This is a genomic window from Enterococcus sp. DIV0802b, assembly GCF_050543535.1.
Taxonomy (GTDB): domain Bacteria; phylum Bacillota; class Bacilli; order Lactobacillales; family Enterococcaceae; genus Enterococcus_D; species Enterococcus_D entomosocium.
In genome coordinates this window covers 406,020-428,821 of sequence record NZ_CP172941.1, presented here as the reverse complement: position 1 = coordinate 428,821, position 22,802 = coordinate 406,020, and the positions used below count along the sequence as shown (strand labels likewise).

Below are 22,802 nucleotides of genomic sequence, written 5' to 3'. Positions count from 1 at the left end.
AGAGAAGTAACTGTTCGTTATTCCACCTACTCAGCCAAATAGAGGAAGCGCTGCTTTTGTGTCTGTCATCGACAGCTGTCCAAACAGTAACAACTTACTTTTCAAATGGTGGTTGTCATAAAATCGTATGAAATTCTTCAGGAAATGCAGAAATGCTCTTATTAGAAAAAGACTATACTTCTCTTAGATACTACTTTACGAGGAGGGGCATTTCATGCGATCGCACACAAGGATATCGAAAACGAGGAGAAACGATGGGAAGAAAGAAAAGAGCCTTGCACTGCTGCTTTTTCTCATCGGTGGTGTTTTTGTCATTCATTACGTGATTGATCAGGTCAGGGATGCTGCGTTTGATCAGACAGCGCTTGTCTCAAAACAGTTCACTCGCCAAGCCAATCAAGCGATTCAACAAGCGATGGCAGACACGCAGCAACTGCCGTTGATTGTACAAACCGATCAACGCTGGGGCAATAACACGTATGGATATGGAGAAGAGCAAAACACCTTTGCGGCAAACGGGTGCGCTATTGCTTCTTTAGCCATGATCGATGCTTTTTGGACGGATCTTCCGCCGAATCCTGACAAACTATTGGAGTGGGCTGGCGATCAATTTTATCTTCCCAAACAAGGAACAAGTTGGCAAATCTTTCCTCAGTTTGCCGAAGCTTTTGGTTACCAATTTGCCGATTTAGGGGATTCATTTGAGGCTACCTATGAGAAAATGACACAAGGCATCCCCGTTGTGGTCTCGGTTCAAGCAGGAACCTTTACGACATCCGGACATATCATGGTATTGGCTTTGAACAAAGAAGGAACGATTCAAGTATTCGATCCTAATGATTCCCCCGAAAAAGCCCATTATGAGAAAAGCTATCCTAACGATGTCTTTCAAGCAGAAGGAATCCATTATTGGAGCTTTTGGCTTTGATGTTCTGATCGGCTGAAGCTGCAAAAATACACCTTTTGTGGGACAAAAAAAGACTAGCCGCAGCTAGTCTTTTGCTTATCTTGCTATTATTGAACGCGTGGTTCGTTGTTTTCTTGAATACGCGTCGTTGTCCGGTTGAAGGCACCTTTGGCTTTACGTGTTTGTTTTGACGCAAAGTCGCCAGTTGTTTCTGCCGCACTGCTTACTTTGTCTTGAACTGTTTCAGAGTCTTTTTCGAATTGTTCACGTGTTTTGACATCTGCTACATTCACGTTTACTTCGATGACTTCTAAATTCGTCATTTTGTTGACTTGTGTTGAAACAACCTCTTTGATTTGGTCGTAGATCGTGGTCATGTCGCTGCCATATTCTGCAACGATATCAAGATCGACTGCCACTTGTTTTTTCCCAACTTCAACGTTGATCCCTGAAGTCACATCATCGGTGTTGACTAATTTACCTGCAATATTTGAGAAGAAACCGCCATCGACTGTTAAGAGTCCGTCTACAGATTCTAATGCAATGCCTACGATTTTTTGAATCACTTTATCTTCGTAAGTTAATTCTCCTTTAACACCTGTTGTTGGTTTTGTTTGGTTTTCCATCGTACATTCCTCCTACTATAATCTTGATATAAATTAAACTAATAATGTTACCAAAGTTAACGGCGCGGTCTTTGAAATTGTTCAAAGAATCCGACTTCTTTGAGATAAAATCCCAGATACGTACCTAGTGCCGTAAATAGCACCAGCAGTATGGTTTTCAAAAAGCCGATCGTTAGAAACAGGATCGCTAGGATCAAACCGAAACCTGCAAAGATAAGCGGGATCTTATAGTGGTAGAACCATTCACTCATACCTGTTCCTCCTAAACTACACGCGGTTGGTCATGGGCTGCTGGCGTTTCTTGCGTATCTTTTAAAACAACTTCCGTTTGGATATTGCTTTCGATACCGAAAAGCTGCTGCAGACTGCTGCTGATCTCACCAACCAAAGCTTCTTGTTTTTGCGGGATGGCTGCTGTTTGTTTCATTTCTCCATCGATTTTTACCGCTACTTTATTCTTGACGATTTTGATTCTTACCGATGGCTGATGGATGAAATCTGCTTGTTTCACCCGCTCGAGCACAAAATGCTCTAACGCCTTCTTCTGAATCACTAAATCGCCTGTCTTATGGGGAATGATCAAGCGGTCTGAGCGTTTTGGATAAAACAAAACGACAAAGAGTGCGATCACTGTAAAAATAGCAAAGCCAACAGATAACCAAAAGAGCAGCATACTCATGGAAGATCCGACCCAAGGATATTCATCCAAAGGAATCAAGTAAACAGGCAATGAAGCCGCTTGCTGATTGGCGATGATCCCAAAATAAAAGACAAGTAAGAGTAAAAGTAATCCGATGATAAAAATCACTTTAGAAATCTTACGCATTGGCAACCTCCTTTACTGCTTTCTACTTAAAGCATACACATTTCTTAAATATCCATCAAATAATAACTCTTGGAATCGATTATTTTTTACATATAAAGTTTATTTTTATCAAAAAAATTTCCTTAATCAAAGCTTGCTGTCAAAGTCATCACAAAAAAAGCAAGCCGTCCGACGTTGTCTTGACGCTTGCTTTTCTTGTTATCTGTTAACGAGCTAGCTTGGCAAGTTCTTGTTGTTTTGCATGATACAGCACCGCCAGTTCATTTTCGGAAACTGGTCGACCGAAGGGACGCGGCTGCGGCAGAAACGCCAATTCCGGCGCATCGACTCCTACGTTGAGATTCTCAGCGATTGGCACACTGTGATGATGGATATGCCCATGCAGATTGCGGCTGTTTTTGGTGATCCCCAGCAGCATAGGATAATGGGTCAGTATAAATTGCTGATGAGCAAACTTCAGCAAGACACCGACATCTTCAAACGCATACTTTTGGGCTCTCAAACAACCAGGATCATGCTTGCGCAAGTACGCAAAGAAAGCCCGGGTATCATGATTGCCTTTGATAAAAACGATTTTGCCCTGCAGCTGTGCTAACAGCGCCGCAATTTCTGGAAAACCTGCTTCATAAGCAGGGTGCATCGCGACATCCCCTAAATGATAAACGACATCTTTATCCGCAACGACCTCATTCCAGCTGGCGATCATCGTTTCATGCATTTGCGTCACTGTCTCAAAGGGGCGTGGGGCAAAGTCATTGTCCCCGAGCAAGGCTGCATGAAAATAATGGGTATCAGACGTAAAAAATTTCATAGTCGCTCCTTACTTTACTGCTTTTTTCTGTGATTAGGGTCTTCAAATCATCGCTAGCGGCTGCTTTTTCGTTGGCTCCGGAAAGCGTGCATCGATTGTCGCCAATTCGCTTTTGGAAAAAACGATTTTGGCAGCTTCAATGTTCTGCAGCATATGCAGCGAGTCACTGGTTTGGGGGATCGCTAAGACGTGCGGTTGTCGGAGGGTCCATGCCAAAAGCAGCTGAAAAATCGTGCAGCCTTTGGCTTCTGCCAGCTCTTTCACCACTTCATCATTTTTGAAGTGGTGCCCTAGCCGATCGCCTTGAGCAATGGGTGAGTAGGCAATCACCGGAATCTCAGCCTCTGCCTGCCAAGGCAAAAGATCGTATTCGATCCCCCGGGCACCTAAATTATAGAGTACTTGGTTGGCGGCACATTGATCGCCGTTTTCTAACCGCAACAGCTCCTCCATATCTGCCACGTCAAAATTAGAGACGCCCCATGCACGAATCTTTCCAGAGGCTTTGGCAGCTTCTAGTGCGTCAACTGTTTCTGCTAACGGCACATCTCCTCGCCAGTGGAGCAGATACAGATCAAGATAGTCGGTGCCTAAACGCGCTAAGCTACGGTCTAAAGCTTTCGGCAATTCATCTGCGGAGGCATTCCAGGGATAAACTTTTGAAATCAAATAAAGATCCCCTCGTGTAAAGGGCTGGATCGCCTTGCCAACTAGCGTTTCTGCGTTTCCCTCGCCGTACATTTCTGCGGTATCGATGACAGCCGCTCCGGCTTTGATGCCCGCTTGCAGCGCATCGATCTCGGCTTTTTCCTTAGCTGGGTCATCCCCCATATGCCAAGTCCCCATTCCAACGGCTAACACGGATTGCTTGTTTAAGGTTCGTTTCATCTGGATTCCTTCTTTCTCGTCTCAACGTATCCACTTTCTGAGAACGGCTTAGGTTTGTTTACTTTAGTATAAAAAGAAACCGGCAAAGATACAAAAGAAGTGTATCAATCCCTTGCCTGCTTGGCGGAGTGACACACTTCTTGCCCTTTGAACGGTATAGCTGCTTTTGACAAAAGCTTACGCTTTGACAAACAACCCGCGGCTGATAAAACCATCCATTAAAAAGTAAAATTTTTCTTGCAGCATTTTGTGCTGTTCATCTTTGAAAATATTGACTGCTTTTAATCCATTGGCTGTCGTGATCGACATCTTGAAGGTTTGCAGATCTTTTGCAACAGTGATTTTTAATTTAAATCCTTCTTTGCTTTGGGGTGTTGCTTCAAGGCCACGAATCAATTGGAAGTTGCCGCCGTTCGTTTCTGTAAAGCCATTGTCCCGCAACGTATATTTTTTTGCTTCAGGAGCAATGCGGTATTGGGTTGCTGCGCCTAAAACGGTTGCTGTTGTTTCAAATGCCATGTTCTTCACCTCTTTAACATCATTTCTTTCATTATAAATAGTTTTCAGCGAGATTGCTAGCTGTTCTCCTACTTTTTCGTTGCTAAGACAGTTTCTGCTAATAGCTGAGCAAATGCTTCGATTTCCGCCAATGTGTTGCCATAGCCAAAGCTGACTCTGACCGATTCCCGGATAGCTGGATGCTCTTTGCCTACCATCGCTTCTAGCACATGGGAGGGTTCAACATTGCCCGCCGTACAAGCGCTGCCTGTCGAGATGGCGGCTCCTTTTAAGTCCAATTTCATCAGTAACAAGTCACTGCTGACCCCTGGGAAACGCAGATTCAAAATATGGGGCAATTTGTGTGCTGGATCACCATTCAACTGAACATCAACGCCTTGTGCTGCTAAGGTCTCCATCAGCACATCGGCAAACGTTTGATATTGTTCTGCCGCTGCTTGCTGCGCTTCGGGGGTATGCAAAGAAGCTGCTTTGGCCATTCCCATGATGGCTGCTAAGTTTTCCGTCCCTGCTCGCCGTTTTTCTTCTTGTTCGCCACCATGGAGTAGCGCAGGTAGCGACAAGCCATCTCGTTTATACAAAAAGCCGATCCCTTTTGGTCCGTTGATTTTGTGAGCGGAAATGCTTAAGAGATCAATACTGTTTTCATTGATTTCAAGCGGGATTTTGCCATAAGCTTGCACGGCATCGGTATGAAAAACGGCGGGATGCTCCCGTAAAAGGGCGCCAATTTCTGTAATCGGCAACAAATTGCCCGTTTCATTGTTTGCCGTCATTATGGATACTAAAATCGTATCGGGACGTAAGGCAGCCTCAACTTCACTGACGGCCAATTGCCCCTTTTTATCTACGGGCAAATAGGTCACCTCAAAGCCTAAGCCTTCTAAATAGCGCATACTCTCAATGACCGCCGGATGTTCGATCTGGGTCGTAATGATATGTTTGCCTTGTGCTTGTTTGCTAAGGGCTGTACCGATGATCGCTGTATTATCGCTTTCGGTACCTCCACTGTTAAAAATGATCTCATGTTCCTTGACCCCTAGCTGCTGAGCGATCGCTTGACGAGCCAATTCTAATTGGGTGTGGGCGTCTCGACCATAATGATGAATGCTTGATGGATTGCCAAAAAATGTCTGCATCGTTTCACTCATCACTTTGATCACTTCTGGGTGCAGCGGTGTCGTTGCTGCATGATCTAAGTAAACCATTCTTTTCACCTATCCTTCATTACTGCCATTATAACAAATCTTCCTCAGACGTCTATCGTGAGTGTCCATACGAAAAAACCTGTCAGTCAAAAGCGGAAAAATCGCCAATGATGACAGGCAGCTGAACGCGTTCAGCCTTACGAAAAATCAGGAACGTGTGCTGTTTTGCTTGTGCGAATCACGTCACTTACTGATCGTTTTATTTTTTTCCAGGTTCAGAGGCAATGACAGTCAATTCACCAACCAATTCCCATTTCTTGATCGGGTTTGGCAAAATGCAGCTCGTGCCCATTTTTAGTTCATAGGAATGACCGTCGATCATCAACTGCCCATACCCATCGATCACAGTCATCAAGGTATAATCGGCATTTTGTGCCAAAGATAATTTTCCACGTACTTCCCACTCATACACATTGAAAAATGGCGTTTCAAGATAGGTAACGACTGCTGATTGTCCTTGTTTGACTTCACGGATCGATAATTCTGGCGTCCGTGCAGGAATCGTCGTCACATCGATCGATTGTTGGATATGCAGCTCCCGAGTTTGTCCTTGATCATCGGTACGATCATAGTCGTACACCCGATAAGTCGTATCCGAGCTTTGTTGGGTTTCTAAGATCATGATCCCTTTCCCAATGGCGTGGATCGTTCCACTTGGCACATAGAAGAAATCCCCTTTTTTCACAGGGACTTTTGTTAACAAATCATCCCAACGACCCGCTTCGATCATTTCCGCAAGTTCTTCTTTGGTTTGTGCGTGGTGGCCATAAATGATTTCCGCACCTGGTTCGGCATCAATAATGTACCAGCATTCCGTTTTCCCTAATTCCCCTTCATGGGCTAGCCCATACGTGTCATCAGGATGGACCTGAACGGATAGATCATCTTCCGCGTCTAGAATTTTAATTAATAATGGAAAGACTGGTTCGTCTGAATGTCCAAACAGTTCTTGATGGTCTTGCCAAAGATCCGCCAATGTTTTGCCTTTAAAAGGACCATTTTCAATGACGCTCACCCCATGAGGATGCGCACTGATCGCCCAATCTTCACCGATTTTGTCACTCGGTAAATCAAAACCAAAAACAGAATGCAGGCGACTGCCGCCCCAAATTTTTTCTTGAAAAACAGGTTTCATAAACAATGGTTCCATAATTGTTCCCCTCTCTAGTTGTTCGTGCATATTATAGCATGAATCCGCTTATTCGGCAGATTCTTTTAAGTAACATTGCAGGATTTCGTCACGATGACCCAAGTAGCTTTCTCGATGATCCACTGGATGGACCCGATTCGATAAGAAAATAAACGCTTTTTTGTTAGGAATATCTACTGCGAGAAACGTGCCTGTATAGCCTGTATGAAATAATTGGTACGGCGCACCCAATAAGTCCCAGCCATAGGTGCGGGGCTTTGTGCTTTCAGGCGTCTGCCTCTGAGCCAGCGCCTGCATCACTTTTTCTGAGAAAAACGGCGCACCTTGCTGCTGACCATTTGCCAGTAACAGTTGAACGAACAGCGTCAAATCATCCACGGTAGAAAACAACCCGGCGTTGCCGGCATGGTTTCCCAGCACTCGTGCTTTTGGGTCATGGGTGATTCCTCTAAGGATACTGCCGTCTGGCTGCTGCTGGGTAGGCACGATCAATGGCAGCTGTGAAGGAGGAAAAGGCGGAAAGCCGCTGTTCTTCATGCCCAAAGGCGTCAAGACTTCTTCTTGAAAAATCTCGGTCACTGGTTTTTGATACAGCTCCTCCAATAAAAAGCCCAGCAAAATCGTCCCAGTATCCGTATAGCTGACCGTTTGACCGATCGTATCACTGCTTTCAAGCTGCAAATACGCCTTGCGCAAGGCAGCAGCATCCAACTGGTCTCGATGGGGAATCCACGTGTTGATGGCTGCCGTATGCGTCAGCAAGTGCTTGATCGTTACCCGATCGTCTTTAAACGCTGGCAACCAACGAGTAAGCGGTGCCTCCATCTCGATTTTCCCTTGATCCCACAATTTTAACAGGACGGTGGTTGTACAAATGACTTTCGTCAATGAGGCTAAATCAAACAAATGATCTTTCGTCATGGGTTCGGTTTTCGGAAGAAGCGCTGCCTGTCCGAATACCTGGGTCTCTTGGGTTTCACCAGCGATAAAACGCAGCACCGCTCCTGGGAAAACGGTCGGCATTTTTTCTTGAATGAGCTGTACTGTTTTTGGGTACATTGTCATCGTTCCATACTCGCTCCTTTCAGGCTTGTCTTGCTTCTAACTTTAGCACTTTTTGCCAATGAAAAAAACTACCCATTAAGGATAGTTTTCAGATTTTTTTCTAATCAGTGTTACATAGATTACTCATCGGCTGGTGCAGCTTTTGCTTGCGCCTTTTGGATGATTCTCAAATAACTGTAACACGCACATTGGCTACCTAGTCCCCCTACGATCAATCCCGCGAGTAAGGGATTGATCAAGACGAGCAGTAAAGCGAGGCCACTCAACAGCCCTAGCAACATCAGTGTCTGCAACGGTGCCCAAAAGATGATGAAAAAGCTTTTGATCAAGGCGAGCCGCATGGGTGCCGCCAAATGCACACTGTCGCAGATAAAATACAGCAACCACACGAGTAAAATGATACTTAAAAACAAATAGCCGACAGCCAATAAGGGCAACTGAAAGGAATCGATTTGGCGATAAGAGCCTAACAGCAGCAAAGCGAGACTACCGAAAAAGAGGCCTGCGGCAAAACTGCGCCGATAATTTTCCCGATAGAGCCGCCAAAAGGTCCCTCCGATGGCCTGTCGTGGTTCTTGATAGTACAACCAGCGCCGCATGACCCCAAATAAAGCAAAGGTCGCTGGCAAAAGAATGCTAGGAAAACTAATGATCAAACCAACCAAAGAGAAAAGAAACTGACGAGGAGAGCTGGGGAAAATCAGCCCCAAAGCTAGCAATAGAACAGGCAGATTGAACAGTAACCAGTAGCCATTCAAAAGCAACATACTAGCTATCGCTTGACTGGCACCATACCAACGATACCATCGTTCATTTCCCATCAGTCCGCCTCCTTTCTCTAATCAGCTGATTTACCCTCTAGCGGGCTAAGTTTTGTAGATTTTGCTGCCATTTCTCTGTTTGATAATCCAGCAACTCTTGATAGCCCGCTGCTTGTGCTTGGGCTTCCGCCTCAGCAAAGATGGCACGCACTTCTTCATCGCTGTCAGCAAAGATCGCTGAAGCATTGGCTTCTTCAAAAATATCGTTGATCCGTTGCTGAATGATTCCTTCTGGTGAGTCTGGCATCGGGTTGATCGCCGCAAATTCCGTGTCGTCTTTTTGCGTGTCCCAAGTAATAGCATGCTGCCATTTCGTTGCCCAGTTCATTTGATCTTCTGGAAGATTCAGTTCAAATTTTGTTTTGGTATTGTCTAAAAAGGCGGAGTTGCCGTTCCATTGGAAACTTGAAGTTGCTTGCTCAATCTCCGAAACGCCTGCACTGTCTTCTGCATAGGCATCCGTAAATTGCGTATAGCCTTCTTCGTCAAAGCCATCCCAATACTGGCCTTCTGGACCAAACATCAAGATCGATTGGCCCAACGGTCCTGTCAACCAATCTAAGAAGGCAAAGACTTTTTCTGGGTCTTCTGCATTTCTAGTAATGACACTGACATTCCACCCTAGCATTTCATAGGAACCTGGGAAAATATTGTCAGGATCTAGTCCTGGTTTAGCAATTGGTTCGATATAGAAATACCCCGCATCTGGGTTTTGCTCTTGCAAGATGTAATGGGCATCGCGAGCATGGTTGGACGGGCTGGCAGCCGCATAGACAGCTACACGACCACTGGTTACTTTTTCTGCCACCATATCTGCATCTTGGGTCAAGGTATCTTGGGTCATCAAGCGCTCACGGTACAGTCTTGACGCATATTCAATCGATTCTACGTAGTTTTCATTGGCAAAGATCGAGGTCAATACGTCGCCTTCAGGAACAGCGCGAATGCGGATATCTGCTGGTGAACGCCCTTCTGCAAATGCTGAGTACAAGACATTGATCCCTTGTCCGCTGACATCTGTTTCAAATGGAATGACATCAGGAAACTCTGTTTGAACTTCTTTCAAATACTCATAAAGATCCTCTGTTGTTTTCAATTCTGGCGCACCTAAAGCATCATGGATCTCTTTATTGACGACATAACCGGCATTCCCGAAAGGCTCCGAGCTATACCAGTTGGGAAACTGATAAAGTTTGCCGTCTTCTGAACGAATCATGTTCAGGATGTCTTCTCCCGCCCATTCTTTCAAGTTTGGATACTTATCCAAGTAATCATCAAATGGCACTAAGGCACCCGCTTCTCGCAGCCGTTCCACATCCGACCCTCGATCAAGCCAAATAAAATCAGGTAGATCATCGCCAGCGATCATTGTGCTTAGCCGCTGTGCTGCATTCCCGCCACCATCGATTGCGCGAATATCTACCTTGGTCAGTTCTTTGATAGCAGCAGTTGCTGGATCATCTCCCCAACGATCCATCGTGTACCAATCATAATTACCAAACATCGTGATCTCCAACGGTTCACTACCTAATTCAAAGACCTCCGAACTGTCACGGTCATTCGCTGCCGCCCCATCACTTTCTTTTGTCCCTGACTCACTGCCGCAAGCAGCCAGTAAGAGACTCATCGCAGTCACTGACAGCACGCCTTTTAATACCTTTGCTTTCATTCTTTTATCCCCTTTCAACGTTTCGTTCCTTCTCTCCTCTAATCAAGAGAGTTCCTCCTGCTCTGCTAATCTTTCAACGAACCAATCAATACACCTTTTACAAAATACTTTTGGACAAACGGATAAACCATTACGATCGGCAAAGTCGCCACCATCATGATCGCCATCGACAAGGATTTTCCTGTGACACCAGTCATTTCCGCCAAACGTGCTGCTGAGCCAGAATCAATTTGACTCATTTGCGAACTCACCGTGTTCGAATTCAAGACTCGTTGCAAAAAGGTCTGCAAGGGAATCAGATGATCTGAAGTAATGTAGATGCTTGGCATAAACCAATCATTCCAATGCCCAACGGCGGTAAATAGCGACAAAGTGGCAATGACTGGACCTGATAACGGCAAAATGATTCGGAAAAACGTGCCCCAATAACCACAACCATCAATTTTCGCTGAATCTTCCAATCCTTTCGGCAGTTGCTGAAAGAACGTACGGAAGATGATCATATTCCAAACACTGATCAGACCAGGAATGATCATTACCCAAAAAGAATCCATCAGTCCAAGTGAACGTACCACTAAAAAAGTTGGAATCAAGCCGCCGCTGAAGAACATCGTGAGGATGAAAAAAATCGTAATAAATTTTCGCCCTATCAGTTCTCTTTTTGACATTCCATATGCTGCCATCGCTGTCAGCATGATCGATGAAAACGTCCCGATCACTGTCCGTAAGACACTGATGAAAAAGGCATTCATCAAGCGCTGATCTTGAAAGACGATCTGATAGTTTTCCAACGTAAATTCTCTTGGCCAAAACGTGATCCCACCGGTCACCGTGTCACGTCCAGAATTAAAGGAAATCACCAGTGAATTCCAGAAGGGATAAAATGTCAAGAATGCAAGCGTTATCAAGAAAAGGTAGATAAAAATCATCATCGCTTGGTCGCCCCAATTTTTCTTCATTGTTCATTTCCTCCTCTGCTGATCACCATAAGCTGTGACCCACTTTGCGTGCGAAAAAGTTTGCTCCGCTCAAAAGAGTGACACTAATGACTGCTTTGAACAAACCAACAGCTGTTGCGTATGAATATTGAGAGTTGCTGATCCCTACCCGATACACATAGGTATCAATGACATCCGCCACATTTCTAAGAGCTGGATTGCTCCCAAGTAAAAGCAAATCTTCAAAGCCCGCATTCAATAAGTTGCCGATCTCCAAAATGAGAAAAATCGTAATGATTGGAACGATCGAAGGCAGAGTGATCAAAAAGACTTGCTGAAATTTCGTTGCGCCATCTAGTGATGCTGCTTCGTACAGTTGCGGATCGATCCCAGCAATGGCTGCCATATAGACGATCGAGCCAAAGCCAATCGATTTCCAAAGATTTGTCGTAACGATGATCGTCCAGAAATAGCGAGGGATCGATAAAAAGTTGATTGGTTCATCGATCAGGTTTAAACTCTCCAAAGCAATATTTAAGCTACCGTTATCCATCGATAAAATCGACATCGTAAACCCCGCCACGATCACCCATGATAAAAAGTGTGGGAGATAAGTAATCGTCTGCACCACACGTTTGAATGCAACGTTCTTGACCTCGTTAAGCATCAACGCCAGCAAAATCGGTGCTGGAAAACAAATAGCAATCTTTAGCACACTGATCATAATGGTATTCCGTAAAATTTCCCAAAAACGTGGTTCACTAAAAAAGCGCCGAAAATTATCAAAGCCGATCCATGGACTGCCTGTCATACCTTCAAAAATATTGTACTGTTGAAATGCCATCAAAATCCCGTACATTGGGATATAGCTAAAAATGCCTACCAGTAAGATCGCCGGCAGTACCATCATCTGCAGATCCCACTGAGCAAAATATCGGTGTATCCACTTTTTTTCCATCACATCTACTCCTTGTCTTCCCGTTACTGCTCAACACCATAAGAAACCGCATACATTAATAACAACAAATAACCTCTGCGTCCAGAGCCATCGAATCTCGATTCTTTTTTATTATAAATTAAGAATAACCACAATTCAATATAATGTTTGCGATTTTTGAATCATAATGGCTATTATATTAAGTTTTAAGACAAGCGTTTCAAATATTAAATAACTAAATAAGAAATTCAAAATAGATTGGACCTGTTCTACTAATGCAGATAAACTACCGTTTTTTCAATGATTGGTCTTCGAATCGATGTAACAGGTTTTTGCACTCTTTCGTGCGAAATAAAAACAAAAGTTTCTTTTTTTGACAAAAAAAAGAAAAAGCAGAGAATAGTCCTCGCTGCTTTTTCTTTCAAAACACTTTATTTTTTAACGATAAACCACCATTCGATACCGATCGCATCGTAGGTCGTCAACAATTGCCGTTTTTTGTCGATGAAAAACTCTTGGTTCTTCTCAGACAAGTGTTTTTCCAATGTATCGATATCTTCTTGACTGATGGAGATTTTCAAGAAGTCTAAGCCAAGCACCTCGTGGCTCGGTAAGTCGATCGTACCACCTTGTGCTTCAGTCAAGCCAACTTGGAAGTCACCATCATTGAGGATAAATTCCTTTGTTTCGGCTTCTTTTGTTTTCAATCCTAAGCTTTCTTCTAAGAAAAGCTGCTCTTTGGCTAAATCACTGACGTTTAAATACAGCTTGCCAAAATGAGCCTCTTTTGATAAGCCAGCCGCTTTTGCAGGTGCCGCTTTGATCAATTCTGCTTCGTCTTTTGGTACCGCAGTTCCTGCGGGTGCTGTAAATAAGACTTCGATTTTGTTTCCTTCTGGATCCGCTATAATAAAGCCTAATTGATTCGCTTCATAACGAGCTTCTTCGAAAGCAATCGCTTTTTGTTGGGCATTGCTCGCGATAGTTGCCGCTTCTTCTAGCGAGGATATGGCTAAAACGATGCGCTGCATCTTTTTGATCTCACCGAAATGGTCGTTGGCACGCGGGCTTTCTTCCAACCATAAAACTTCTCTATCTAATCCTTTTAGACCAAAGATGGCCAACTCATTTTCTTCTCTTTTCAGCTCAAAGCCAAGTACATCGCGATAAAAGGCAATCGCTTGATCGCGGTCTTTTACCCGAATTGCAACAGTCAGCAACTTCGTACTGCTCCCCAATAAGAAATCTGTCATTGTTTCTCCCCCTACTTACATATGTACTCATTGTACTGATAAAACGAAATTCTAGCAAATGAAATCCCTACCTATTTTATTCTTTTTTTAGAGAAAATAAGAAGAAAAGCACAGAAAAGTCAGAATTTTGCATTTTTATAAGTAGAGAGGTGGCGTTTAGGTGTCGCTAATGGCTTCAACTACAGCCAGCTGCTGCTGGACTTGCCGCGAGGATCTGGGTTCCTAAACGATCGATCCGATCGGTGATACAAACGGCAGCTACCCCTGATTTTAAGGCTTTCTGAGCACTTTTTAGTTTTGGCAGCATGCCGCCCGTGACTACTTCTTCGGCGATCAGTTGGGGGATCTCCTCAAAAGAAACAGCCGACAACCACTTGCTTTCTTGTTTGATGCCAGGAACATCCGTCAACAAATACAGTTTTTCGGCTTGTAAGCTGGCTGCGACCTGACAAGCCACTTCATCCGCGTTGATGTTCAACCATTGCCCATCTGGCGTAATTCCTAGTGGGGCCAAAATCGGAACATGTTTTTTCTCTGTCAAGAGCTGCAGGAAAGCAGCGTTGATTTGTTGAACCTTCCCTACTTGACCTAATTTCTCCTCATCGATAAATTCTCCTTGGATCAGCTGATCACAGCCAGCATTCAGTCCCACGGCATGGAAGCCAGCTTGCTGGAAAGCGGTCGTGATCAGCGGTTGAACTTGTCCCAAAAGGACCATTCTAGTTACTTCAAGCGTCTGGGGATCGGTCACCCGCAGGCCGTCTTTGATCGTGACTGTCAACGCCATTTTCTCCATCATTTCTGAGATGTAGTGACCACCGCCATGGACGATGACCACTTTTTTGCCCGCAGCTTGCCAATCTGCTATCGTCTCAAAGAATGACGGGGTTAAATTTTCTGAGGCGACACCGCCGATTTTTACTACGATCGTTTCCATCTACTCGCTCCTTTTTGTCTAGTACCTGATTTGTTTCAGGTATGATATAGTGCGTTGATTTTCACATAGTCATACGTCAGATCACAGCCCCAAGCGGTGCCAACACCTGCTCCTTCTTTCAGCTCAACAGCGACTTTGACTTCACTTTCCGCCAACTGTTCTTGCATGATGGTTTCGTCAAAAGCTACCGGTATCCCTTGGACAAAGACGGGAATGTCGGCTAGTGCGATCGATACCGTTGCTGGATCGATGGGTTGCCCACTATAACCCACTGCACATAAGATACGCCCCCAGTTTGGGTCTTTGCCAAAGAGGGCTGTTTTGACCAGCGGCGAACCAACGATGGTTTTGCTGATCATTCGGGCTGCTTCATCGGTCACAGCTCCACTCGTGTGAGCTTCGATCAATTTGCTGGCGCCTTCTCCGTCCTTCGCAATTGCTTTGGCTAGCGCGGTCAGAACTGCTTTAAGCATCCCTTTAAACTCCTGATAAGCTGGCGTGTCAGCTTCAATCGTTGGATTTTTGGCTAACCCGTTGGCTAAAACTAACACCATATCATTGGTAGATGTATCACCATCGACCGTGATTTGATTAAAGGTGACATCGGTCAACTCTTTCAGCAGTGTTTGCAAGAGTGCTGACGAGATCGCTGCATCCGTCGTAACAAATGCCAGCATCGTGGCCATATTAGGATGGATCATACCAGACCCTTTGGCACAGCCCGCAACAGTCACCGTTTTGTCAGCGATCGTTGATTGGATGACACTGCTTTTTTCAGTCAGATCCGTCGTCAAAATTGCTCTTTGAAATCGGTGGGCATCCCCTTGCCTGTTTAGTTGCTGAATCCCTGCCGTGATTTTTTCCATCGGTAAGCTCTTACCAATGATCCCGGTGGAGGCTACCGCAAAGGCTTCGGGACTCGTATGCAGCTGGGCTGCTGCCAATTCTGCCATCTCTTGTGCATCTTTTAAACCTTGCTCCCCGGTACAAGCATTGGCATTGCCCGCATTGACGATCACGCCTTGCAAGGTGCCTGCTTGCATTTTTTCCTTTGTAACGAGAATGGGTGCCGCTTGTACTTGATTGGTGGTAAAGACTGCCGCAGCACTGGCTGGCACTTCAGAGACGATCCAACCAAGATCGACTTTCTCTTTCTTCAGACCGCAATGCAGACCGTCGGCAAAAAAACCTTTTGGGGTTGCGATCGTTCCTTCGATTTCTTTCATTTTCTTTCCTCCTACTGCCACCTTTTTGCGGATTGTCCACTGGCTGACACGAGTATTCTCACGTGTCTGTTGGCTATTTTATGGGTATAACGGAGCTTGCATAAGACCGGTCGTTTCTGGTATCCCTGCCCATCGATTGAAGTTTTGGATCGCTTGGCCAGCAGCCCCTTTGCCTAAATTATCGATCACTGCGACAACGGTCAACACTTGGGTCAGCGGATTGAAACATAGGCCAATATCACAAAAATTCGTTCCCGTCACTTGCCGCAGCTCGGGCAGCTTTCCTAACGGTTGCACTCGGACAAACGGATGGTCTTGATATGTTTTTACGTACTGCTCATAGATGTCCTCTTGCGAAATCGCGTCTTTGAGAGGCGCATAAAGCGTCATAAAGATCCCTCTTTTGACAGGCAGTAAGCTGGTAGAAAATTGGATCGGCGGCATTGCCTGATCCCATTGTTGAAACTGTTGCATGATCTCAGGAATATGCTGATGCTGATTTGGCTTATACATCGTCATGTTATCCGCAGCGGTTGCAAAGTGACTGCTGTCAGTCAATTTCTTTCCAGCACCCGATAAGCCCGACTTGCCATCAAAAATCAACGTGCCGCTGAATAGTTTTTGCTGAACCAACGGCGCAGCAGCTAAAATGGCAGCAGTCGCATAACAGCCTGGATTGGCGATCAAATTGCCAGAAGTCGTTGCAAACTCAGGCAGCGAATAGGTCGCTTGTGCCAACAACTCGGCAGGTGCAGCTTCTTGGTGATACCATTTTTGATAGCTATCCCGATCCTTCAATCGCAGATCACCAGAAAGGTCAATCACTGGAAAGTCATTTGCGACAAAAGTCGCTGCGAGTTCTTTGCTGATTCCAGCAGGAGTCGCAAAAAACACGAGTTGATTTTCCTTTTGGATTTTTTCTGCATCAAAAGGTTCGATCAACCGCTCTGTCAGTCCAATTAAATGAGGATACAAAACTGATGAATTTTCATGCATAGAATGACTATGCAAGGTGCCCACCTCCAATTGGGGATGCTGCTGGATCAAACGAATCAATTCAATTCCGGTATACCCTGTTACACCAACGATTGCTGCCTTCAAACACGTCACTCCTCAAAAGAATTTACTTAAGATTATAAGAAACTCCCATCGCTCTGTCAATGATTATTTATAAAACTATTCAAAATAAACTCGCTGTTATTCGGTTTTTATAAGAAAAAATGCCCAAAAAATCTATTTTTATACAATTATGCTAAGATCGCTTGTAAAATCGCCAAGGCTGCTTGCGTTTCCTCTTGCGAGATCGTTAAGGGTGGCAGCAAGCGCAAAACCTTGGTACCCGCCTTTAATGCGAGGAGGCCTTGGTTCCGCAGTTGAGTCAACACGGATTGCAAGCTTTCCGAATCTGCTAATTCGATACCAATCATCAATCCTTTCCCACGAATCGCCTGCACCTTAGATAGTCCTTGCAATCCGTCGAAAAACTGCTGCTGACGCAATTGAACATTGACTTGAATGTCCTCTTCTTGCAACACACTGCAGACGGCACTAGCAGCGGCCATCGCTAATTTATTGCCACCAAAGGTCGAACCGTGACTACCGGGTCCAAAAGCCGTTTGCAAATGACTTTTGCCTAGCATTGCTCCGACAGGGATCCCGTTACCAAGCCCTTTTGCTACGGTAAAAAGATCAGGTTCAATGCCATATCCTTCAAAAGCAAACAGTGTTCCTGTCCGTCCCATCCCGGTTTGGATCTCATCCACCACCAGCAGTGCTCCCTGCTCCTGACAAAGGGCTGCCACCCCTTGGACCCACGCCACCTCGGCAGGGATCACGCCGCCTTCGCCTTGGATCAATTCTAAAAACACGGCTGCCGTCTGCTCATCTAAAACGGCTTGCAATGCCTCAAGGTCATTAAACGGTACATAAACCATCTCTGGTACCAGCGGACCAAACCCATCGTGAATACTGCTTTGCCCAGTCAAAGACATCGCGCCAAAGGTCCGACCGTGGAAAGATTGTTCAAAACTGATGACTTTGCTACGGCCAGTCGCTTTGCGAGCCAGCTTTAAAGCTGCTTCGTTCGCCTCAGCGCCGCTATTACAAAAATAGGCCAGATACGGCTCGTCTGATACGTTCTTTTGGTTTTGGGTCAGCTTTTGGGCAACTTCTTCTTGTAGTTGGCTGTCATATAAATTCGGCACATGCCAAATCTGCTCTGCTTGGGTCATCAAAGCAGCTTGCACTTTGGGATGTCCATAACCGAGATTGACAACCCCGATACCGCTCGTTAAATCTAAATATTGGTTCCCTTGCGAATCTACGACATAGCTCCCGCTGCCTTGCTGGATATCGATGGGCAAACGGCTGTAATTAGGAAAAAGATGACTCATTGGTTTCACTCCTTGTCTTGGATCATTCGAAATTATGTATTAATATACATTTTTATCTAGATAATTGCAATAAATATTTAAATTAAAGCGATAAAAATTCATAAAAAAAGAAAGCAGTGACAATCACTGCTTTCTTTCAGTCAACCTTTGGCGGTCTGTTTATCATCATTTGGGGAAGAATTTCTTTCATTACAAACAGTGGATCACGCCACTTCTTCTGAAAATTGACTGTTATAAAGGTCTGCATAGAAACCGTTTTGCGCCATCAATTCCTCATGGTTTCCAGTTTCAACAATAGATCCGTGATTCATCACGATGATATTGTCAGCATCACGAATCGTAGAGAGACGGTGAGCAACCACAAAGCTGGTCCGATTTTCTAACAAACGTCCCATTGCTTTCTGGATCAAGATCTCAGTCCGCGTATCGACACTAGAAGTTGCTTCATCCAAAATCAAGACGTCTGGATCCGCTAAGAAGGCGCGGGCGATCGTGATCAGCTGACGTTGACCTTGGGAGATGTTGCTGGCTTCTTCATTCAAGACCGTATCATAGCCTTCTGGCAATTTGCGAACAAAATCATCCACATGGGCAGCCTTCGCCGCAGCAATCACTTGTTCTTTGGTCGCTTTTTCATTTCCATAATGAATGTTGTCATAGATGGAGCCGGTAAACAACCACGTATCTTGCAGCACCATCGAGATATTACTACGCAATTCATCACGAGTCAAGTCTCGGGTATCTCTGCCATCATAACGAATGCTACCGCCAGAAACATCATAAAAACGTTCCAAGAGATTGATCAGCGTGGTTTTCCCAGCGCCGGTTGGTCCTACGATAGCCACCATCTCACCAGCTTTGACATCCAGATTAAAATCGGTCATCAATAATTTGTCTGGGGCATAACCAAATTGAACATGATCGAAACGAACTTTGTATTCACTGTCTTCCACTGGTAAACCAGAAGGCTCATCATTCATTTCTTCTTCATCCAAGACTTCAAAGACCCGTTCGGCAGATGCAACGGTTGATTGGATGGTGTTTAGTAAGCTAGCGATTTGAGTGATTGGTTGAGAGAATTGATTGGTGTATTGCAAGAATGCTTGCACATCCCCTAACGTCATGTTCCCATTCGCCACTTTGATCCCACCAAGGACAGCCACGAAGACATAGCCTAAGTTTTTAATGAAGTTCATCAAGGGCATAATGATCGCTGAAATAAATTGGGCTTTCCAACCAGCGGAATACAGACGGTCATTTTCTTCTTCAAAAACGACTTGATCGGCAGCTTCATGGTTGAAGGTTTTGACTACTGTATGACCGCCGTAAGTTTCTTCGACTTGGTCATTGAGCAATCCTAAACTTTTTTGTTGGGCCGCAAAGAATTTTTGCGATTTTGGTGCGACGATCATCACGACGATCAAGCTTAAAGGAACCGTTGCTAAAGCAATCAAAGTCAGTTGCCAACTGATCGTCAGCATCATCCACAAAACCCCGATAAAGGTCACGACACTCGTAATAAATTGGGTCAAGTTTTGTTGCAGGGTACTTGCGATATTATCCATATCATTGATTGCCCGTGACATGATATCCCCATTTGAGTGAGTATCATAGTAAGAGATCGGCAAGCGGTTCATTTTTTCATCTAAGTCTCGACGCAGCTCATAAACCGTTCGTTGAGAGACACGGGTCATAATAAACTGTTGTAGAAAGTTGAAGACGGCTGAAATCACATACATGCCGATCGCGATCAAAATGATTTGACCAACTTTCTCAAAATCGATAGGAAATTCTGTCACCTGTTGGCCGGCTTGCATCTGCTGTGTACCGATCATGACCCCTTTAAAAATTTCAGTGGTCGCTTCCCCTAAAATTTTCGGTGTTTGGATTTGGAAGATCACGGCTGCGATCGCTAAAACGAAGACGGCAATGATAGCGAGGGAGCGTTTCGACATGTACCCGAAAAGCCGTTTGACCGTCCCCCAAAAGTTTTTTGGTTTTGGTCCTTTGGCACCGATGTTACGGCCCGGGCCGCCACCCATTGGTCCGCCACGGTGTTGTGTTGTTGTTTTCTTTTCACTCATGCAAGATCCTCCTCTCTCAATTGTGAAGAAACGATTTCTTGATAGGTTTCATTGTCTGCCATTAATGATTCATGGGTCCCTTTCCCTACGAGTTGTCCTTCATCTAATACTAAGATCGTATCGGCATCCATGACGGTGCTGACCCGTTGGGCAACCACGACCATGATGCTGTCTTGCATGTCGCGTTTCAGCGCTGCTCGTAAGTTTGCATCGGTTTTGAAGTCCAATGCGGAGAAGGAATCATCAAAGACATAGACATCTGCTTGTTTCACTAACGCACGAGCAATCGCTAAACGTTGACGTTGTCCACCAGAGAAGTTGCCGCCGCCTTGTTCTACACGGCTATCTAAGCCATCTGCCAGTTCGGAGACAAAATCTTTGGCTTGGGCGATCTCTAATGCTTGCCAGATTTCTTCGTCTGTCGCATCAGGTTTTCCATATTTCATATTTTCACGAATGGTACCGGAAAACAGTACCGCTTTTTGCGGAACAAAGCCCACGACTTCTCGTAGATTATGCTGGGTGATTTCTGCAATATTGACCCCATTGATTTTGATTGCACCAGACTCCACATCGTACAAACGAGGCAAGAGATTGACTAGTGTCGTTTTCCCTGAGCCCGTCCCACCGATGATGGCAACAAAATCACCAGATTTTGCTTGGAAGTCGATATCTTCCAACGCCAATTTCTCAGCGCCTTGGTAGCGATACGCCACATGGTCAAAAGTCAAGGTTGCTTGATCCCCTTGTAAGCTCAATGTCGCTGGTGTTTTTGGATCGAGAATTTCATCTTCTTCATTTAAGACTTCGTTGATCCGGTCAGCTGATGCTTGGGCTCTTGGCACCATCACGAAGATCATGGACAGCATCATAAAGCTGATCAAAATTTGCATCGCATAAGTCATAAACGCAATCAGGTTCCCGACTTCTAAGGTCATTTCGGCAATATAATGACCACCAAACCATGTGATGGCAATGTTCGTTCCACTCATGATCAACGTCATCAAAGGCATCATCAAGGCCACGATGGTATTTACTTTGATCGCGGTGTGGGTGTAATCTTTGTTGGCTTGATCAAAGCGATTCGCTTCATAATCCGTCTTGTCAAATGCCCGAATAACGCGGACCCCCGTCAAGCCTTCACGAAAGACTAAGTTCAAACGGTCAGTTTTCTTTTGCATACTTTTGAATAACGGAACGGCAAAATACATAATACCGCCAACTAATACTAGCATGATAGGAATAACGACTAAAAAGATTCGTGTTAATTGGGCATCTTTTTGATAGGCCAAGAAGCTCGCCCCAATCAGTGTGATCGGTGCATTGATCATCATACGTAAAAACATTTGCGTCACCATTTGAATTTGGTTGACGTCGTTAGTGGTTCGTGTGATCAATGATGCGGTCCCAAATTTATCGAAAGAACGAGAAGAAAAATTCTCAACTTTTTGGTAAATGTCCGAACGTAGTTTTTGTCCTAATTTTTGTGATTCTCTTGTTGCAAAATACGTATTTCCTAAAGCGGCGATGATACTGATCAATGAAAAGCCGATCATGTAAAAGCCGGTTTTCCAAATGTAATCAATGTCCCCTGTCGCCACCCCATTGTTGATAATATTGGAAGTCAATGTCGGTAGATACAAATCAGAAACGACTTGGATCACCATAAACACCACTGCCATGATTATGGAAATGACGGATACGCGTTTTATCAGCTTAATCATAGGTTTCCCCTCTTTCTTTTTTTGCGCCCTCTCTTAACCAGCGGACTTTACTGTTGAAATCAGCGATCGCTTCGGCAGGATCATAGTCTGGATCAAATGCTGATTGGCGATAGGCTTCGGCAATCGTCGAAAAGACGGTATGCATCAGCAGCTGGATCAGCATTTTCAACTCATGGTCGTCTTTGACTTTCAATAAATCTTTGTCGACCTCTGACAAAAAGATGGCTTGTTGCTTCTGCCGATCGGCTTTGTGTTCTTGATGCATCTTGTGCTGCATCTCTGGAACGACTTTATGGAAGGAACGATAATCCATACTCATAAATAAATTGCGGTAAAAGTTTGCGTTTTTGCCTTTGAAAACCTCGGCGATCATCCGTGAAAAGTACCATTCGAACCCCGCAAACAGATCCCCGTTTTCATGTTGGATCGATTTCAGCAGATCTCGCTGACTATTTTTTTTCAACGTATGGAAATAATAGTAATAAAGATCTTCTTTGTTTTCGAAGTATTGATAAAAACTCCCACGAGGAATCTCGGCATCTTTGATGATATTGGCGATCGAGGCGTCTTTCAACGGCAGCCTTGAGAATTCTTTTTTCGCCGCATTTAAGATGCGCTTTTGTTTTTCCGGCGGCAAGTGAAAAAATGTATCGGTCGGCATCACAAGCAACTCCTTTCTAATTTAAAATAAATCACAGCTCTCGATATGACACGATGTCATATGACACTGTGTCATTATACACCCCTCACCAGAGAATGCAAGAATTTAAATTTGACTTTTTTATGAAGGAATCAATTCTGGTCTTTTTATAAAAGGCGT

Annotated in this window: 22 protein-coding genes; 1 reads left to right on the top strand and 21 read right to left on the bottom strand. The window is 44.7% G+C overall.

The features are described from left to right. The first annotated feature begins 214 nt into the window (after window positions 1–214). A complete protein-coding gene (locus tag IGJ12_RS02050; RefSeq protein ID WP_430619288.1) occupies window positions 215–928 on the top strand; it encodes a C39 family peptidase in 714 nt (237 codons plus the stop codon). An 86-nt stretch (window positions 929–1,014) separates the two neighbouring features. Here IGJ12_RS02050 and IGJ12_RS02045 read toward each other — a convergent pair whose 3' ends face one another. The 21 genes from IGJ12_RS02045 to IGJ12_RS01945 all read right to left on the bottom strand — a co-directional run bounded on the left by IGJ12_RS02045 (window position 1,015) and on the right by IGJ12_RS01945 (window position 22,643). Beyond that, window positions 1,015–1,533, bottom strand: coding sequence for an Asp23/Gls24 family envelope stress response protein (locus tag IGJ12_RS02045; protein WP_005232258.1), 519 nt, complete (start codon window positions 1,531–1,533; stop codon window positions 1,015–1,017). 56 nt (window positions 1,534–1,589) lie between these two features. Then, window positions 1,590–1,784, bottom strand: coding sequence for a DUF2273 domain-containing protein (locus tag IGJ12_RS02040; protein ID WP_005232259.1), 195 nt, complete (start codon window positions 1,782–1,784; stop codon window positions 1,590–1,592). Window positions 1,785–1,795: 11 nt separating this feature from the next. Beyond that, on the bottom strand, window positions 1,796–2,359 hold the full coding sequence (amaP, locus tag IGJ12_RS02035) for an alkaline shock response membrane anchor protein AmaP (RefSeq protein ID WP_430619287.1): 564 nt from the start codon (window positions 2,357–2,359) through the stop codon (window positions 1,796–1,798). A 205-nt stretch (window positions 2,360–2,564) separates the two neighbouring features. Beyond that, complete coding sequence (locus tag IGJ12_RS02030) at window positions 2,565–3,170, bottom strand: metallophosphoesterase (RefSeq protein WP_430619286.1); 606 nt, start codon at window positions 3,168–3,170, stop codon at window positions 2,565–2,567. 42 nt (window positions 3,171–3,212) lie between these two features. After that, window positions 3,213–4,058: an aldo/keto reductase gene (locus tag IGJ12_RS02025; protein WP_430619285.1), complete on the bottom strand. Its 846-nt coding sequence runs from the start codon at window positions 4,056–4,058 to the stop codon at window positions 3,213–3,215. A 177-nt stretch (window positions 4,059–4,235) separates the two neighbouring features. After that, window positions 4,236–4,577: a DUF1831 domain-containing protein gene (locus IGJ12_RS02020; protein WP_005232263.1), complete on the bottom strand. Its 342-nt coding sequence runs from the start codon at window positions 4,575–4,577 to the stop codon at window positions 4,236–4,238. Between the two features lie 68 nt (window positions 4,578–4,645). After that, window positions 4,646–5,785, bottom strand: a complete 1,140-nt coding sequence (locus tag IGJ12_RS02015; protein ID WP_430619284.1) for a cysteine desulfurase family protein — start codon at window positions 5,783–5,785, stop codon at window positions 4,646–4,648. 199 nt (window positions 5,786–5,984) lie between these two features. Continuing rightward, the gene (manA, locus tag IGJ12_RS02010; protein WP_181154883.1) at window positions 5,985–6,938 is read right to left on the bottom strand and encodes a mannose-6-phosphate isomerase, class I; all 954 of its coding nucleotides are present in this window, start codon (window positions 6,936–6,938) and stop codon (window positions 5,985–5,987) included. Window positions 6,939–6,983: 45 nt separating this feature from the next. Beyond that, the gene (locus tag IGJ12_RS02005) at window positions 6,984–8,000 is read right to left on the bottom strand and encodes a serine hydrolase domain-containing protein (protein ID WP_086316824.1); all 1,017 of its coding nucleotides are present in this window, start codon (window positions 7,998–8,000) and stop codon (window positions 6,984–6,986) included. A gap of 119 nt (window positions 8,001–8,119) precedes the next feature. Beyond that, window positions 8,120–8,821 (bottom strand): DUF624 domain-containing protein, encoded by a 702-nt coding sequence (locus IGJ12_RS02000; RefSeq protein ID WP_005227228.1) that lies wholly within the window; start codon window positions 8,819–8,821, stop codon window positions 8,120–8,122. Between the two features lie 37 nt (window positions 8,822–8,858). Beyond that, entirely contained in the window at window positions 8,859–10,490 is a 1,632-nt protein-coding gene (locus IGJ12_RS01995; RefSeq protein ID WP_430619283.1) for an extracellular solute-binding protein, read from the bottom strand. A gap of 65 nt (window positions 10,491–10,555) precedes the next feature. Continuing rightward, window positions 10,556–11,449 carry a carbohydrate ABC transporter permease gene (locus IGJ12_RS01990; protein WP_005232275.1) on the bottom strand — a complete coding sequence of 298 codons (894 nt, stop codon included), beginning with the start codon at window positions 11,447–11,449 and terminating at the stop codon, window positions 10,556–10,558. A gap of 22 nt (window positions 11,450–11,471) precedes the next feature. Continuing rightward, on the bottom strand, window positions 11,472–12,386 hold the full coding sequence (locus tag IGJ12_RS01985) for an ABC transporter permease (RefSeq protein ID WP_005232278.1): 915 nt from the start codon (window positions 12,384–12,386) through the stop codon (window positions 11,472–11,474). A 410-nt stretch (window positions 12,387–12,796) separates the two neighbouring features. Further along, entirely contained in the window at window positions 12,797–13,618 is an 822-nt protein-coding gene (locus IGJ12_RS01980) for a VOC family protein (protein WP_016609582.1), read from the bottom strand. A gap of 175 nt (window positions 13,619–13,793) precedes the next feature. Continuing rightward, window positions 13,794–14,555 (bottom strand): acetylglutamate kinase, encoded by a 762-nt coding sequence (gene argB / locus IGJ12_RS01975; RefSeq protein WP_086332937.1) that lies wholly within the window; start codon window positions 14,553–14,555, stop codon window positions 13,794–13,796. A 35-nt stretch (window positions 14,556–14,590) separates the two neighbouring features. Beyond that, window positions 14,591–15,781 carry a bifunctional glutamate N-acetyltransferase/amino-acid acetyltransferase ArgJ gene (argJ, locus tag IGJ12_RS01970; RefSeq protein WP_086332936.1) on the bottom strand — a complete coding sequence of 397 codons (1,191 nt, stop codon included), beginning with the start codon at window positions 15,779–15,781 and terminating at the stop codon, window positions 14,591–14,593. Window positions 15,782–15,859: 78 nt separating this feature from the next. Beyond that, window positions 15,860–16,882, bottom strand: coding sequence for an N-acetyl-gamma-glutamyl-phosphate reductase (argC, locus tag IGJ12_RS01965; protein ID WP_144331005.1), 1,023 nt, complete (start codon window positions 16,880–16,882; stop codon window positions 15,860–15,862). A 146-nt stretch (window positions 16,883–17,028) separates the two neighbouring features. Next, window positions 17,029–18,174: an acetylornithine transaminase gene (locus IGJ12_RS01960; RefSeq protein WP_144331004.1), complete on the bottom strand. Its 1,146-nt coding sequence runs from the start codon at window positions 18,172–18,174 to the stop codon at window positions 17,029–17,031. 203 nt (window positions 18,175–18,377) lie between these two features. After that, window positions 18,378–20,258 (bottom strand): ABC transporter ATP-binding protein, encoded by a 1,881-nt coding sequence (locus tag IGJ12_RS01955; RefSeq protein WP_005232291.1) that lies wholly within the window; start codon window positions 20,256–20,258, stop codon window positions 18,378–18,380. Beyond that, window positions 20,255–21,982, bottom strand: a complete 1,728-nt coding sequence (locus IGJ12_RS01950; RefSeq protein WP_008376197.1) for an ABC transporter ATP-binding protein — start codon at window positions 21,980–21,982, stop codon at window positions 20,255–20,257. Before IGJ12_RS01950 ends, IGJ12_RS01955 begins: the two co-directional genes overlap by 4 nt. Beyond that, window positions 21,975–22,643 carry a TetR/AcrR family transcriptional regulator gene (locus IGJ12_RS01945; RefSeq protein WP_005232294.1) on the bottom strand — a complete coding sequence of 223 codons (669 nt, stop codon included), beginning with the start codon at window positions 22,641–22,643 and terminating at the stop codon, window positions 21,975–21,977. The genes IGJ12_RS01950 and IGJ12_RS01945 overlap by 8 nt, the downstream gene beginning before the upstream one ends. Window positions 22,644–22,802: the final 159 nt, after the last annotated feature.